16 protein-coding genes and 1 pseudogene are annotated in these 13,587 nt (G+C 34.0%); 9 read left to right on the forward strand and 8 right to left on the reverse strand.

What is annotated here, in order from left to right; all coding sequences use genetic code 11:
• Positions 1–158: 158 nt before the first annotated feature.
• Positions 159–917 carry a GNAT family N-acetyltransferase gene (locus tag CM19_RS04030; RefSeq protein WP_048099178.1) on the reverse strand — a complete coding sequence of 253 codons (759 nt, stop codon included), beginning with the start codon at positions 915–917 and terminating at the stop codon, positions 159–161.
• Positions 918–943: 26 nt separating this feature from the next.
• Entirely contained in the window at positions 944–1,639 is a 696-nt protein-coding gene (locus CM19_RS04035; RefSeq protein WP_081801202.1) for a helix-turn-helix transcriptional regulator, read from the reverse strand.
• A gap of 238 nt (positions 1,640–1,877) precedes the next feature.
• Between CM19_RS04035 and CM19_RS13060 the strand changes: the two genes are divergently transcribed.
• On the forward strand, positions 1,878–2,021 hold the full coding sequence (locus CM19_RS13060) for a hypothetical protein (protein WP_160164863.1): 144 nt from the start codon (positions 1,878–1,880) through the stop codon (positions 2,019–2,021).
• A gap of 6 nt (positions 2,022–2,027) precedes the next feature.
• Here the strand turns inward: CM19_RS13060 and CM19_RS04040 are convergent, their stop codons facing one another.
• A complete protein-coding gene (locus CM19_RS04040) occupies positions 2,028–3,230 on the reverse strand; it encodes an MFS transporter (RefSeq protein ID WP_081801203.1) in 1,203 nt (400 codons plus the stop codon).
• A 70-nt stretch (positions 3,231–3,300) separates the two neighbouring features.
• Positions 3,301–4,068: an ATP-binding cassette domain-containing protein gene (locus tag CM19_RS04045; RefSeq protein WP_048099180.1), complete on the reverse strand. Its 768-nt coding sequence runs from the start codon at positions 4,066–4,068 to the stop codon at positions 3,301–3,303.
• Positions 4,069–4,174: 106 nt separating this feature from the next.
• Between CM19_RS04045 and CM19_RS04050 the strand changes: the two genes are divergently transcribed.
• The 4 genes from CM19_RS04050 to CM19_RS04065 are packed head-to-tail and all read left to right on the forward strand — an operon-like array spanning position 4,175 to position 6,418.
• Positions 4,175–5,041 carry a hypothetical protein gene (locus CM19_RS04050; RefSeq protein WP_048099181.1) on the forward strand — a complete coding sequence of 289 codons (867 nt, stop codon included), beginning with the start codon at positions 4,175–4,177 and terminating at the stop codon, positions 5,039–5,041.
• Positions 5,042–5,485 (forward strand): hypothetical protein, encoded by a 444-nt coding sequence (locus CM19_RS04055; protein WP_048099182.1) that lies wholly within the window; start codon positions 5,042–5,044, stop codon positions 5,483–5,485.
• Positions 5,485–6,114, forward strand: a complete 630-nt coding sequence (locus CM19_RS04060; RefSeq protein WP_048099183.1) for a hypothetical protein — start codon at positions 5,485–5,487, stop codon at positions 6,112–6,114. The genes CM19_RS04055 and CM19_RS04060 overlap by 1 nt, the downstream gene beginning before the upstream one ends.
• Positions 6,101–6,418, forward strand: a complete 318-nt coding sequence (locus tag CM19_RS04065; RefSeq protein WP_048099184.1) for a transcriptional regulator — start codon at positions 6,101–6,103, stop codon at positions 6,416–6,418. The genes CM19_RS04060 and CM19_RS04065 overlap by 14 nt, the downstream gene beginning before the upstream one ends.
• 455 nt (positions 6,419–6,873) lie before the next feature.
• Here the strand turns inward: CM19_RS04065 and CM19_RS04070 are convergent, their stop codons facing one another.
• The 3 genes and pseudogenes from CM19_RS04070 to CM19_RS04080 all read right to left on the reverse strand — a co-directional run bounded on the left by CM19_RS04070 (position 6,874) and on the right by CM19_RS04080 (position 8,925).
• Positions 6,874–7,329: a hypothetical protein gene (locus tag CM19_RS04070; protein WP_048099185.1), complete on the reverse strand. Its 456-nt coding sequence runs from the start codon at positions 7,327–7,329 to the stop codon at positions 6,874–6,876.
• 104 nt (positions 7,330–7,433) lie between these two features.
• Entirely contained in the window at positions 7,434–7,631 is a 198-nt protein-coding gene (locus tag CM19_RS04075) for a hypothetical protein (protein ID WP_048099186.1), read from the reverse strand.
• Between the two features lie 251 nt (positions 7,632–7,882).
• Positions 7,883–8,925: pseudogene (locus CM19_RS04080) on the reverse strand (NAD(P)-dependent alcohol dehydrogenase).
• A 720-nt stretch (positions 8,926–9,645) separates the two neighbouring features.
• Between CM19_RS04080 and CM19_RS04090 the strand changes: the two are divergent.
• Positions 9,646–10,200: a zinc ribbon domain-containing protein gene (locus tag CM19_RS04090; RefSeq protein WP_048099188.1), complete on the forward strand. Its 555-nt coding sequence runs from the start codon at positions 9,646–9,648 to the stop codon at positions 10,198–10,200.
• A 147-nt stretch (positions 10,201–10,347) separates the two neighbouring features.
• Here CM19_RS04090 and CM19_RS04095 read toward each other — a convergent pair whose 3' ends face one another.
• Positions 10,348–10,710 (reverse strand): ArsR/SmtB family transcription factor, encoded by a 363-nt coding sequence (locus CM19_RS04095; protein ID WP_048099189.1) that lies wholly within the window; start codon positions 10,708–10,710, stop codon positions 10,348–10,350.
• Positions 10,711–10,797: 87 nt separating this feature from the next.
• On the opposite strand from CM19_RS04095, the gene CM19_RS04100 reads away from it, so the two are divergent.
• The 3 genes from CM19_RS04100 to CM19_RS04110 form a co-directional block, all read left to right on the forward strand.
• Positions 10,798–10,977, forward strand: coding sequence for an eL24 family ribosomal protein (locus CM19_RS04100; RefSeq protein ID WP_048099193.1), 180 nt, complete (start codon positions 10,798–10,800; stop codon positions 10,975–10,977).
• Entirely contained in the window at positions 10,974–12,320 is a 1,347-nt protein-coding gene (merA, locus tag CM19_RS04105) for a mercury(II) reductase (RefSeq protein WP_048099190.1), read from the forward strand. The genes CM19_RS04100 and merA overlap by 4 nt, the downstream gene beginning before the upstream one ends.
• Positions 12,321–12,509: 189 nt before the next feature.
• On the forward strand, positions 12,510–13,587 hold a 1,078-nt coding region (locus CM19_RS04110; protein WP_048099191.1), incomplete at its 3' end, for a hypothetical protein.

Raw genomic sequence — 13,587 nt, forward strand, 5'->3', positions numbered from 1 at the left:
GAAATTTTTGCGCCATACGTAAAATAATGAACTTGTGTAAACTCTAAGATTCTTAACTCTTATACGATGTTTAAGGAAACTGACACACAAAGGAGAATTTCTTCTATCAACAGAGAGATTAGCCATAGAGGACGAAGCAAGAAGTTCCAACCTAGTCTTTACGTTTCCTCATCGAAAGCTGTAAATCCGTTAAGCTTTATCCACTTAAAATGTGAAAACTCTTCAAATCCTATTGCCTTATAAGCCCTTATAGCAGGCTCATTCTTGGAATGAACAGATAGAAAGGGAACTAAGTTCATTTCGAGGCATTCCCTTGTTATGAGAGATACCACCTTTTTTGCATGTCCCTTTCCTCTATACTCTCTTAACGTATACACTCCCCCTATATTGCAGTAATTTGGTTCTCCCCTTCTTAGAGCCGCTGCTACTAATTTCTCTCCTTCAAAGGATCCATATCTCTTAAATGCTAAGAAGTTCGAATTTTTAAACCAATGAACCTTTGCCTTAAAATCATTAAACGCACTTTCATCTTCAAGCATTAATTTTTTACCTCCTGGATAGAAATTTACCTTTCTAGCAAAAAGGATTACGTTATCTCTTAATACGACTTGTTCAGTCTTAGACATTTCCCTAAATAATTCTTCATATTCTCCGAATACCCATATTACTGTTCTCTTTCCTCTTACTAAATTTATATAATCTAACATATCACTTGAATAATTATATATTATTACTATTGGCTGTTCATAGCCAATAAAAATCATTATATAAGAAGAAAGTATACCATCTTCAACTTTTCCATAAACTTCTGTTTTCTGTGGATTAGAAAAGAAGTCAATTGAAAGCCAGTTATGAATAAATGGATTTGTACGAACAGTGGTTCTTATAATATCAGCGGAATTTATTTTCTCGAGCATTATAGAAAACCTTATGAAGAAAGTGATTAATGTCGAATATTATTTTCTTCGTTTAATGCTCTCCTTATTTTAAAGGGTGAGGTTTCTATCTGGTGTGGAGCGTTTTTCCCTCTAATTAGAAATCTACATATATTGTACCCATTGACTTGTCTATGAGTGTTTTCAACCTGGGTTTTCAGAACAGCTGAGAAAAGTTTCTGTTCTAAGCTACAAGCCTCTCCAAATAACGATGCTACTTTAAAAATAGGGCAATTATACTCTAGAAGTTCATAGCAGTTTCCAGATTTTTTGATCTCTGCCATATAGCCCTCCTCGTTCCTTAGATTACATAGTTTCTCGACCTTTTCATCAAAGGACATCTTATTCAATTTCTCTTCATATTCCTCCATTTTTATTTTAGACCTTTCTTTCAGAAACTTTATAACTAAAGATCCTTTATCCTCTCTTTGAAGGAATTCGAGAAGACTTAAGAGAACTATGGAATCAGAAGAGACAAAGTACTCTCTTCCCTTATCGCTTAAGGAAAAGATGTAGGAAGGTCTTCCGACTTCCTTTTTTACAATTTTCCTTGAAACAACTCCCTGTCTTTCAAGCTTCGCCAGATGTTTGTAAACTCCCATTTTTGTTATCCCTAGTTTTTGTGATAACTGTTGAAGGGTAAGTGGACCTTCTCTTTTCAGCGTCATAATGATTTCAGTCTCTGTAGATTTAATTTGTCCCATAGGTATAAATTAACTTAAGAGTTTAAAAACTATTAGGTTCTGCTACAATATCGTTAAATTCTGGTGAGTAAAGGTTAACAAACCGTTTTTATTTCTAACATTTTTAGATGCTATCCTGTCTTGACTTATTAAACTATAATAAAACTCTGCTTTTCCCTCTTGTAATGCTATTTGAAGTACATATTTAGAAACTTTGTAAACAGTGGAGTTTAATAAACACTATAGTTTACAAACACTTATGACTAGAAAAAGAGGAGTCAAAAAGGAAAACCTCCTAGAATATCCTGAGGAATATCTCAAAAACGAATTTCCTGAAGTGTATCGGGAGGTTGAGTGCAGAAAATCGAGGGATAAAGATCTATTTTACCTAGTGAAGAGGTAGAGGGCTTTATCCTTTTTCTTTAGTCTGTTCTTTTTGCAATATCTTTTCCATATCTTCTTCTCTCATTTTGAAAATTCTCTTGATAGAAAAATATGCTGGAATCGAGACGAGAAATGTCAATGTACCTACTACAATGAAGATATCGCTAACACTTAACAGATTAGATAATCCACCAAAGATTGATGCCATTACTGGAGATGAACCATTGATAAAAATATTAAGTATGGAATTAACCCGTCCTAAAACTCTAGTAGGAATAATCCGAGTAAAGAAAGCCATAAGTGGGATGTCCGCTATACTGACCTCAAGGCCCATAAGAAACGTTATAACAGGCTCAAAGATTGCTTTGTCAATTAGGACTATTGCGAAAAATCCTATAGAAAGTGAGACAAAAGCGAGAAAAGTAAACTTTGAGCCAAAAAGTTTATTCGCTATTCTTTCGCCTATTATTCCACCTACTAATGAACCTACAGAGAATCCCAAAATAAAGAGAGTATAAAATAAAGCGGTTGAATGTAGGACTAAATGAAAGAATCCAGATGCTAAAACGTCAATCGATATGAATAAACCGTTAATTATCATAATAAGTACTATAAAAAATGCAATAGGTCTAATTACACTTAACACAGTCCTATACTTAACAGAAGGACGTAAATCGATTTTACGTTTAACTTTTTCTGGAAGGCTAATAATGACGGAGATAGCAGAAATTATAAGTATTATCCATGGAAAAAAAGACTGGAAGTAAGCTGCTGACAGTCCACCAATAAGAGAACCTCCTATCTCTGACGAGGATCTACCGATCACTGAATAGGATATAGCTTTACCTAATTCGTTTGATTCTACTGCATCCTTTACATAAGTATGAAAGGCATCTGCTGATATTAAGGAAAACACTGAGGCTAAAAGATCAACTAAGTACACTGCAATTAGAGACGAGTTAATGAGTAGAACTGCATATATTGCGAAGTTAATAATGCTAGATCCAAATATTACGTAAGTCCTATTTACTTTATCAAGAAGGTAACCTTCTGGTAATGCAACCAAGAAGTAACCAAGTAAGGATAACGTTGGAATTAAGCTTACTAAAAATATAGAGTTAAACTTCTCTACGATCGTCCACATAAAGTAAATATAAAACATCATTACAGAAAGTCTAATAAGATTCCTTGACATCCAAAATTTGTAAAAACTTGGCGAAAGACTCATATTTTTAACCAATAATGAGAGAGTATAACTAAATAAAAAAATTCATTGTATTTATGTTTCTAAAAAATTTTCATCTCATGATGAAGTCAATTTCTTTTATGACTTCAGACACGTTCTGCTCACTTCCTTTAACTAGAAAGATCTTCTTACCGTTCTTTTCCATGAGCATTTTCGATCCTGGTTCTTCGCGGTATTCTATCTTAGAGGATAACAATTCCTCCACGTTTACTGGTCCATATATTTTACCATCTACAAGAAAATAAATTTCAAAGTCCCTTAAGTATTCTGAGGTAAGCATATCCGCTTCATGAGTAACCAGAATCCCTTCTAGTCCTATCTCTTTTGCCCATTTTGCAATTGTATCCCTCCTTGACAAGTCCACGTTTTCAAATGGTTCGTCAAGTGCATACACCATAGGTTTTGACGATAAAGCTAAGGCATTTCTAACAATTAGTTGTTGTCCAGCAGATAATTTCTTGAATTTCCTGTTCATGATCTCCTTCATTTTCATCTCTTCAAGAAAATCCATGAAAAGAAAGTAGTCTATACCCATTAATTCTTCGTATAGAGTTGCCATCTCGTTGACAGTTCTTCCTAACTTAAAGATCTCAGGTAAGTTAGTTGAGAAACCTTCAACTTTTTCATTTTTCTTAGTGCTTATACCATTTATTTTAATTTCACCTTGGTACTCAACTATTCCAGAGATTGATCTAATAATGGTAGTTTTTCCTGAACCGTTTGTTCCTAGAAGGATCGCTTTCTGAGAGTCAAGATGTAAATCTATTCCTTGAATTATAGGCCTATCAAACGAGACCTTTAGAGAATTTATGCTTAACATATCTTGTATTTTCTATCCGCATTTAAAATCTAGGTTTAGTGTTCAAAGCTCTTGAACACTCTTACCACTTTTAATACGCGCTTCACCTAAGGAGATTGATGATAAAATGAAAAGATTAACTTGGTATACAGCAAAAGTTAGCATATTAAGTAGGAGTTCCATAATCTGGGGATTTTCTTTCTCCCTTTTTTGGGTATTGGTAGGGGCATTCACAGGAACTCCTATTATATTAAAGGATCACCTTTCCTTAATGCAACAGTATGGTACTTCATCGTATTGGTTGGGCGATGGATATAGACTTTACGTATCTACTTGGTATATGTTCGTTTCGATCTCTATTATAGGTTCTCTAGCAGCCGCAAGTTCTATGTATTTTATGGATGGAATGACTAGTTTTAAATTTCTTACTAGGTTTGGGAAGATAAGGACGAAAGAACTTACTGCCTCACTTCTATCTGGTGGAGTTATATCCTCCCTTTTAGTTTCATCAATACTTATAGTAATGCTTGTTACGATTTTTTCTATCAATGGTTTAGGGATCGTAGTTTTTCCTTCTGATATTCCCTTACTAGTTGGTTCGGTTGTATTATCTGGGGCATTTATATTTTCTCTTTCTTTATTAATAGTCATTGGATTGAATTTGATTGGCCAAGATAACGTCGTATTCGTTCCTTATATTTTATTAGCAATAAATATAGGATCTTACTTTATCTGGCTTTATTCCTCTTATTCCTCTTCAACAGTAGACTACTTAGTGCCGTTTATGGCTATCATGGCGCTTTCTGGTTCAGCATATTATGGAAGTGGAGTTCCTACCTCTTTTGGTTCTGTAAGCTATACTAATAGCGTTCCTTACCTTGGAAAGATGGTTATTACCCATTCTGTCAGCGTTCCAGAGGATTTACTCTCAGTAATCGTATGGACATTGGTGATAATTTTCCTTGATATATATCTAATGAGGAAAGTGAGGTAAATGCTTCAGAATAACTTTTCCTATTATTTTATAGCATTAACTTTTTTGATATTGGTATTTATAGCCTATAGACAAGTTTCTACTAGAAGGTTAAAGGTCTCTCCCTCTACCTTCTTTTTCCCCATATTTCTCATTATCTTAGGAGTGTTACCAGTTAATGTATCGGGATTTCAAGCGTTATTCCTAGGAGTCCAGATCTTGGTTGCATCGGTTTTTGGTTTCCTTAGAGCGCATACTGTTTCAATTTGGAGAGATATTGACGGTATTTATAGGAAAGGAGATTATAGAACTGTATCCTTATGGCTGATATATTTTGCTCTAGAGTATCTGATAGAATTAATGGCAAATTACGATTTCTCTCCTATTTTACTTGATCTGGGAGTTTCTCTTCTCTCACAAAGAATTGTGTTCATGATGCGAGTAAGCGAATTGGGGTATGGATAATGGACATAAGGAAGATTTCTAAAGACGCCGACGAAGTCGCAACTAAGATACTCTCGTTAACTACAAGAAAAGACATGGGAGTCTTTTACTTGGTATGGTCAGTCTATTTCCCGATTATAGGTGTGGTCCAGTTAATTTTACATATATTTCTAGGGAGTAGCTACATTTATCCTATATCGGTTTCTTTAGTGGAATTAGCTATAGCTGTACCATTAATATTCTTAACCTCAAAGATGTTTATTAGAACTAAAGTAGAATATCTAAGGTATAAGTATCCTGGATTTAAAGTAGGTAGAATAGCTATCATATTACCAATTTTAGTCTCCACTTTCTTTGCTCTAATCATTGGGAGTACGATAGCGGTTCCCTCCAAGTTCTCATTAATAGTATATTTTTCGTCTTATTATGCGCTGATATTGGTTCTTGGTTTAAGAGTTTTTTCCAAGGTACTTTTCAAGTTCAAAATGACTGATACTAAGTTTTACGACATTTTAGCGTTTGTAGCACTCCTAGCTTTACCCGTTGGCGAACTAATTCTATGGTGGTTCTATGTGATATTTCTCCTTACCTGGAGTTTGGCCAGCTTCATGTCGTTAAGAGATGCTGGTGTTATTCATGGACTATCTTAAAGAACTTGTGGACCTTCTTAACAATAGAGGGCTATCTAACCCTCTTAGATTAGGTATTCTCATAAGTCTTTTCAATAAGGAAAGGCTTGATTATTCCGACATAAGAAGGGCTCTAAATATAAGTAAGAGTAATTTATCAATGAACCTTCAAATCTTAACAGAAGAGGAACTTGTGAAGGTTAGAAAGATACCAACTATCACAGGGGTAAAAACTGTAGTGGAAATTACAGAAAAAGGTAAAGAGATAATTAAGCAATACTTTAAAATCATGGAGGAGGTAAGAAAAGGGACTGGTTCTAGTTAATTAAAAATAGGCTTATTCACCTTCGCTTGTTCGGCGTTAAATTCTCTAAATGAGAGATCTTTAAGTGTCAAATAGAGAGGCAAAGAAGAAATTCAAAACTAGTTTAATTCAGTGTTATATCTTGAAGAGTTATCCACACTACAGTTACGCAAAACATAATCTTGCTTTCAGGAAGAGCTTTTACTTGTGATAAGTGAGATCATTGGTCATCACTATCTTGTTGATTAACTTAAAATATCATGCGGAGTGGGAACTACCCTTGGTGTGTAAAGTGGGTTCACTCTTTTTTAGCCTAAGATTAATTATGAAGCAGAAAACCCTATCAAATGGTCAGGACATTTCACCCTGATTCCGTTAGACCAATTTTAAATGCCAATAGATCTCTTTGACGCCATGCAACGATATCATAGTTTTCTCAAAAATTTTAAAAACTAAGATTTGATAATCTGTGACCTTTAAGAAGGTAGAGAAGAAACGATTTCAGATAATCCTTCTGATGTTCCATATTCTTGTAGATCGTAATAATATGGCGACTTGGTAGTCAGAACCTGATAGCTATGATTATAAGTTACTGATATGTTCCAGAAGTAAAAATAATATACACCACTAGCGGGAGAAATTATTATCATAGAGTAAACACACGCGAAGGCAGAATTGCTGTTTGGGGGAGGGTTGTTATATTGGAATAAAATGCCGATATCATAGTAACCATTTATTGCAAAATGACAGATTTTTGTTATAGGTTTACCGTTAACTATCACTGGTATACTAGACGGCCCTGCAGGAGGTTTTGAAGGTGGAGCAGGCGAAAAAGTTATACAATACGTGTTGACATTATTCGTATATTTAATTATTAATGGAACAAAATAGAAAATTTCAGTTCCAGTAGATGCATCCTCTACTTCAAACAAGTTAGCAGTAGGTGCTCCAGGAGGTCCAGGAGGCGGTCCAGGAGGAGGTACTGGTGGTCCAGGAGGTGTTTCCGATACTTCTGCAGTTACATTATTTGAACTAGTTATATATATATACTTGTCTCATAAGAAGGAGGAAGAGCAGGTGCGGGGGAAATTTTTTCCGCATTAAATACTGGGACATCATTCATATTGTATAAATCTGAATAAAAGTAAATTATGGAAGAAGTAAATATGGGGACATTACCATTAACAAAAAAAGCAATGTAAGCAATAGTCTTAATCCCTTCACATGTAGCCATGTCTCTTTTTCTTTTTAATATTTTCTAGGAATTTCTGCATAGAATAGGCTACTTTTTAAAAATTTTAATTTCTTAGTCTAAATTAATAAAAATAACATTCACAAAAAATTCTAATTAAAAGCCTAATCTCAAGCTAATAATGAACTTATATAATTTTGACGACATTATGACTTGGTGTTTCCATTTAAATTGACTAGGAAGTTAACAAATTAAAACCCAAATAGCCACAATAATTTTTTAAAAAAAATAATTTATGGTACTAGTACTTGCCTTCCAACAGTTCTAAAATTCTCCAGATTATCTATAGCCGCATTCGCTTCTTCCAATTTCATGGTTTTAGTTACCATTGGCTTAACTTTGCCCATCTCTGCTAATCTCATTATTCCTAAAAAGTCTGATTGATTTCCAACTAAACTACCCACGAATTGTATTTCATTTAATGTTATTAAGGGGGCGTGATAATGTAGATCAGCACCGAACAATCCTACCATTATATATTTACCTTGTTTTGCTAAAGCGTTAGGGTATATTGACAAGGTTTTCTCAGAATTATTCAAATCTATTATGGCATCAACACCTTTTCCCTCTGTAATTTTTCTAATCTCTGCAATAGGATCTTGAGTGGACACATTTATAGCATAATCAGCTCCAGCTCTCTTCGCAGCTTCAATAGCTTCATCTCTTACATCTACACCTATGACGGTCGCTCCACTAACGGCTTTAGCTATTTGTACTGCCATGGTACCTAAACCGCCTCCTGCACCAACTACCAATAACGTCTTAGATGGGTCTAACGAGGCTTTTCTAATCGCTCTGTACGTTGTTATTCCAGAGCATGTTAATGGTGCAGCCTCCACGGCATTAAGCCTCCTCAATTTATATAAATATTTATAATGAGGTATTAGCACATACTCTGCAAAAGCTCCGTCATAATTAATTCTTAACCATCTAGTAAGTCACATAACTGTTCTTCACCAATCCTACAGTAATAACAATTCCCTTCACCGGTCCAAGGGTTTGCAGTTACTAGATCTCCTTTAGAGTATCCAATAACTTCATCCCCTACCTCTTCTATCTTACCGGCAATCTCATGACCTAGGGTTATGGGAAGTTTAACACCTAAATCTTCAACTATTCTTAAGTTTCCAAATCTCCCTTGCCTCATGTGAACATCAGAATGACAAACTCCTGCTCCTTCTACCTTAATTAAAACTTGTGGTCCCTTAGGTTTAGGCACCTCAATATCTTGTAGTCTAAGGGGTTTCCCTAATTCGACCAATCGCATTACTCTCATTTTACCACATGTATAAGATTACGTTAAACCCATTATTAAATATTATTACGTTATCTTTGATATCAGGCTAATTAATGATCCTCTAAAGTATATGAAATAAATCCTTATTTAGGTACGATTAAGAGCCTTACCTCACCTTAGATCTAAACTAAGGACGGTAAGAATTATTGAATACATCTTGCTTATTCCCCTCGAGATAAGAGAAATTTTTATTCGTCTCTTAGTATAAGTAGTATGCACTATGCTTGAAATTCGAAAGCAAGGTTTAAATAATGGAAACTTTTTCGTTTTAGAGAGCGAAGTTAGAATATCCACCTTCCTGCTATTAATATCTATCTTTATTTTTGATAGCATTATTTAGTTTTTATAGGAAAAAGTATTGACTATAATTTTGAGTCTAAGGTTTAGATCGGGAAGAAGTCAGAAAATATCACAAAATATGAGTGAGTAAGAAATATATCTTAACGGATGGTTGTGGGTTCATGCTTGATATACGTTTTAGCAATCCCAACCACCGGTTTTAATTTTCTTAGATTAATTTATGACTAATTAGTTTAAATCTGATTAGTTAAATTTCTATATATATTATACTCTCTAAGTTTGATCAAAGGTTAAGTAAGGAATTCCATCAGAAATCTTGACTCTTCTCCAATATTGTTAATATTATCATCTCCCACTATTTTACTAATCTATATTAATGTCCTTCAAGAAGTTTTTTATATGAACCAAGAAAAGGCCTCTCTAAATATTCTTTTGACCAAAATACATGTTGCTAGAGATCTTGTGCAAAAGGATCAAAGCGTAAAGGACACATTAGAGTATTTAACAACTATTGCAAAGAATAAGTGTCAGCAATTATCCTCCTTGAATACAGAAGTAAAGGAGAAAATTAGTAAGGTTGAAGATGAGATCAGCAAGGTAGAAAAGGAGTTAAGGATAAAGAAAGGATTAATCTTAATCGATAAGGATGAGAGAGTAAGGGACTTTAAAGAAGCTGAAATTCTCTCTAAAGATATAGAATCAGTTAATGAAAAGCTTAGCTCATTAAAAGTTCAAAAAAATGAACTTGAGGAGAGTGTAAGGGAAATCGAGAATTTATGCGGAAAATTATATTCTCCTTCAGTAACTTTATCTCATCACCCTCCTCAGAAGTTCATAGAATGTCCAAAGTGTGGTAGTAATTCCATTCATATGGAAACTCAGTTTGATTTAAGAGGAGATACAACCTCATTATTTAAATGTAAGGATTGTGGAAATACGTGGAGGCAGTCATAAAGGTAACAAACCTTTGAGAACATTAATGAATCATGATTATTCAAATTAAAAAATTCTGTAAATACTATAAAATCACATGAAGTAAAGGATAATAATCATGTGGTGTTTCCCGTATTCTATTCGACGGAGCTGAAAATAATTATTTATCTATATACCATGGATTTTCTCTTTTTCCGTCTCTTTCCCCTTTTCCTCCAATATTACCTCACATCCTAGTATAGATTTACTATACTTCTTTACATGCTGAATTGCAATCTCTAACAACTCTCTAATTTCTTCTCCATTTATTGAATAAACTGAATATTTTTCCTTCTTTTCCACTTTTAATATACCACAGTTCCTTAGACAAGCTAAATGATGGGAGATGAGAGATTGAGACTTTCCTAACGACTTTGCTATTTCGTTTACGCTAATTTCGCCTCTCTCCATGACAAGCATAACTATCTTTATCCTAGTACTATCACTTAGTGAACCAAACAACCTCTCAAGTTCATTCGATAACATTTCCATACTATCTTTATGCTTTTGAACGAATATAAGCTTTATATGAACATATGTTTATATGAACAATCTTTTATACTTTCCTTCGTAAAATGTATTGGTGAAAAGATGAAATTAAACCTGAATCTCAAACAAGACGAACTCAAGTGTGAACAGTGTGGATCTCCAATAAATGAAGGCAACGCCTATACGGAGGAAAAAAATGGTAAAATCCATTATTTTTGTTGTTCTCACTGTGCTGAAAAGTATTTCTCAAAGCACGGGGAAAACATATGAAGCTTGTTATAATAGGTGCAGGAGCTGCAGGTTTTGCTGCTATGATAAGATCGAATCAACTAGGAATAAGACCGGTAATCATTAACCATGGAACAGTAGGTGGGACATGCGTAAATGTTGGCTGTGTACCCTCAAAGTTTTTATTAAGAAGAGGAGAAATAATTAAATACTTTAAAGAATTGGGAGGTAAAGGAAAACAAAGTATTATTGATGCGGTTAAATCAAAAGACTTCCTAGTTTCATCCATGAGGAAGGAGAAATACGAAGACTTACTCTCATATTATGATGTAGATTACGTGGATGGAAAGGCCCACTTTATTTCGCCTAAAGCCGTAAAGGTCAACGAAAAGATCATAGAGGGAGATAGGTTCATAATAGCAACCGGTTCCTCTCCATCAATACCTGAAATTCCTGGATTAAGGGAATCCGGATTTTGGACAAATGTAGAAGCACTTTCTCCAGATAGAGATATAGATTCTTTGATTATAGTAGGAGGTAGAGCTCAAGCCCTAGAGTTTTCGGAAATGTATAATAGATTTGGGAAAGAGGTAGCGATACTTCAGCGAAGTAAGGTTCTTATTCCAGATTGGGAACCAGAAATTTCTCTAGAGATAGAGAAAGCGTTTAAGGAAGAAGGAATTTATGTAGGAACAGGAATTGAGATAAAAAGAGTTGAGAAAACTAATGAGGGTAAAAAAGTTTATACGAACTTAGGCGAAGTCATTGCAGACGAGATACTTTTAGCAACGGGTAGAAGACCTAACGTAGATCTTGCGTTGGAGAATGCTGGAGTCTCTTTAAATTCGAGAGGAGGCATTTTAGTAGATCAGGAATTAAGGACTACAAATCCATCGATATTTGCTGCCGGAGACGTGACTGGAGGTCCAATGTTAGAAGCTCTAGCTGGATATGAGGGTTCTACCGCAGCTCAAAATGCAATAAATAACGACGGTAGAAAAGTTGATTTAACCTCCGTTCCACAAGTTATCTTTACACAGCCAAACCTTGCAAAGGTAGGTATAACTGAGGAAGAAGCAAGAAAAAGGGGAAAAACTGAAAGCAGGACCTTAAGGATGTCTGACGTTGCGAAAGCACAAATTTTAGGAGAGAAGAAAGGTCTTATAAAGATGGTTATTGATCAAACAAAGAAAATTCTTGGAGTGCATGTTATGGGTGAAAATGCTGCTGAATTTATAGGAGAAGCCGCATTAGTAGTTAAGAAAGGTTTAACCATAGAAGATATAGTTGATACGATTCATGTCTTTCCGACGGTTGCTGAATCCCTTAGGCTGGTGGCTCTATCCTTTTACACTGACGTAAAGAGATTAAGTTGTTGTGTATAGATATTTTTTTAATAATTAATAAATATAGTTACTTTCACTCATTCTCATTTCTAATATAAAAAGGACGTATTCTTCTTGTTTATAAAACCTCTATCTTTTTTTGCTTACTATACAAATATTTAAATTAAGAATTATATATAAGTGAAATGTTTTAAAAATTTTTATCTTGTTGTTTATTAATAGCCATCTATGGCAAATGAAAACAAACGTAAAAGATGCGCAATAATACCCATAAACAGATCAGATCTTTCCTTTGAAAGCTCTGTTTCCGTCATAATGAGGACATTAGAAGCATATAATCCAGATAGCTTTGTGATTATATATGCAAAATTTAATGAACCTATGTTAGCAAAAAAGTTAGATCCTTTTTTAAAAATACTAGAAAATGATGGAAAGGTTGTAGAAAAAATCTCGATAAACAAAGTTGTGAAAGAAGATCCTATAGAAGATCTTAGAGACTTTCTAAAAGAGAAAGTAGATTGTGAAGAATTAGTTCTAATTCCTACTTCTGGAGCAAACATAATTGCTGTAAGCATGGGTTTATTTTTTTCTCAAGAAAAATTATCCAATGTAAACATTTGTTTAGCTAATTATGTCTTTGGATTTGGTCCATGGTATAGACTTTACTATCCATTTGTCCCTAGAAATGTGGAGAAATTAATTGAAGTTTGTAAAGACAATAGAAGAACAGCTCAAAATGGAAAATTTCCACTTAGAGATAAAATCTTACATTTCCTAGATGAGGAAAGAAATAGTTTTTTAAAAGAAATAATGAGAATAAGTCTCGAATTAAACTCTATTTCAAATAGCATTGACTCCTCTATAGAACTAAGATTTACTAATCTCAAGTTAAATGGTGAAGATTTGAAGTCTATATCATATCTTAAGGAAAAGATAAATAAAGAAATAATCGGAAGTTCTGAAAAAGGCTCAAAGCCAAACATATTTCGTCAAAATCAAGATAAAATTAATAATATATTAAACTTACTTGGATATAATAAGCTCCTAGTTATTAAGGAAAATGACGAAAAAATTGGCTTAGAAGATTTTGTGGAAGGAAAAGAAAAAGTGGTCATCGATACTAACCTTATCTTTTATGGTATACACTCCTATGAAATTAAGGGTCTCTCTATACCTCTCTGCGTAAATTATGAGATTGAAAGCTACAAATATAAGGGGAAAAGTGGATATGACAAGAATTTTTCAGATCTTCTGTTTGACGTTTTTAGAATCGCTTTAAGGAAGGCTAATGTTTTACCTACAGAAC

The organism is Candidatus Acidianus copahuensis (genome assembly GCF_000632495.1).
Lineage (GTDB): Archaea > Thermoproteota > Thermoprotei_A > Sulfolobales > Sulfolobaceae > Acidianus > Acidianus copahuensis.

Excerpts from the sequence above, each read along its gene's own strand:
- CM19_RS04050 (WP_048099181.1), top strand. The coding sequence starts at position 4,175 with ATGAAAAGATTAACTTGGTATACAGCAAAAGTTAGCATATTAAGTAGG.
- CM19_RS04035 (WP_081801202.1), bottom strand. The coding sequence starts at position 1,639 with ATGGGACAAATTAAATCTACAGAGACTGAAATCATTATGACGCTGAAA.
- CM19_RS13060 (WP_160164863.1), top strand. The coding sequence starts at position 1,878 with ATGACTAGAAAAAGAGGAGTCAAAAAGGAAAACCTCCTAGAATATCCT.
- CM19_RS04075 (WP_048099186.1), bottom strand. The coding sequence starts at position 7,631 with ATGGCTACATGTGAAGGGATTAAGACTATTGCTTACATTGCTTTTTTT.
- CM19_RS04065 (WP_048099184.1), top strand. The coding sequence starts at position 6,101 with ATGGACTATCTTAAAGAACTTGTGGACCTTCTTAACAATAGAGGGCTA.
- CM19_RS04045 (WP_048099180.1), bottom strand. The coding sequence starts at position 4,068 with ATGTTAAGCATAAATTCTCTAAAGGTCTCGTTTGATAGGCCTATAATT.
- CM19_RS04030 (WP_048099178.1), bottom strand. The coding sequence starts at position 917 with ATGCTCGAGAAAATAAATTCCGCTGATATTATAAGAACCACTGTTCGT.
- merA (WP_048099190.1), top strand. The coding sequence starts at position 10,974 with ATGAAGCTTGTTATAATAGGTGCAGGAGCTGCAGGTTTTGCTGCTATG.
- CM19_RS04060 (WP_048099183.1), top strand. The coding sequence starts at position 5,485 with ATGGACATAAGGAAGATTTCTAAAGACGCCGACGAAGTCGCAACTAAG.
- CM19_RS04040 (WP_081801203.1), bottom strand. The coding sequence starts at position 3,230 with ATGAGTCTTTCGCCAAGTTTTTACAAATTTTGGATGTCAAGGAATCTT.
- CM19_RS04055 (WP_048099182.1), top strand. The coding sequence starts at position 5,042 with ATGCTTCAGAATAACTTTTCCTATTATTTTATAGCATTAACTTTTTTG.
- CM19_RS04090 (WP_048099188.1), top strand. The coding sequence starts at position 9,646 with ATGAACCAAGAAAAGGCCTCTCTAAATATTCTTTTGACCAAAATACAT.
- CM19_RS04095 (WP_048099189.1), bottom strand. The coding sequence starts at position 10,710 with ATGGAAATGTTATCGAATGAACTTGAGAGGTTGTTTGGTTCACTAAGT.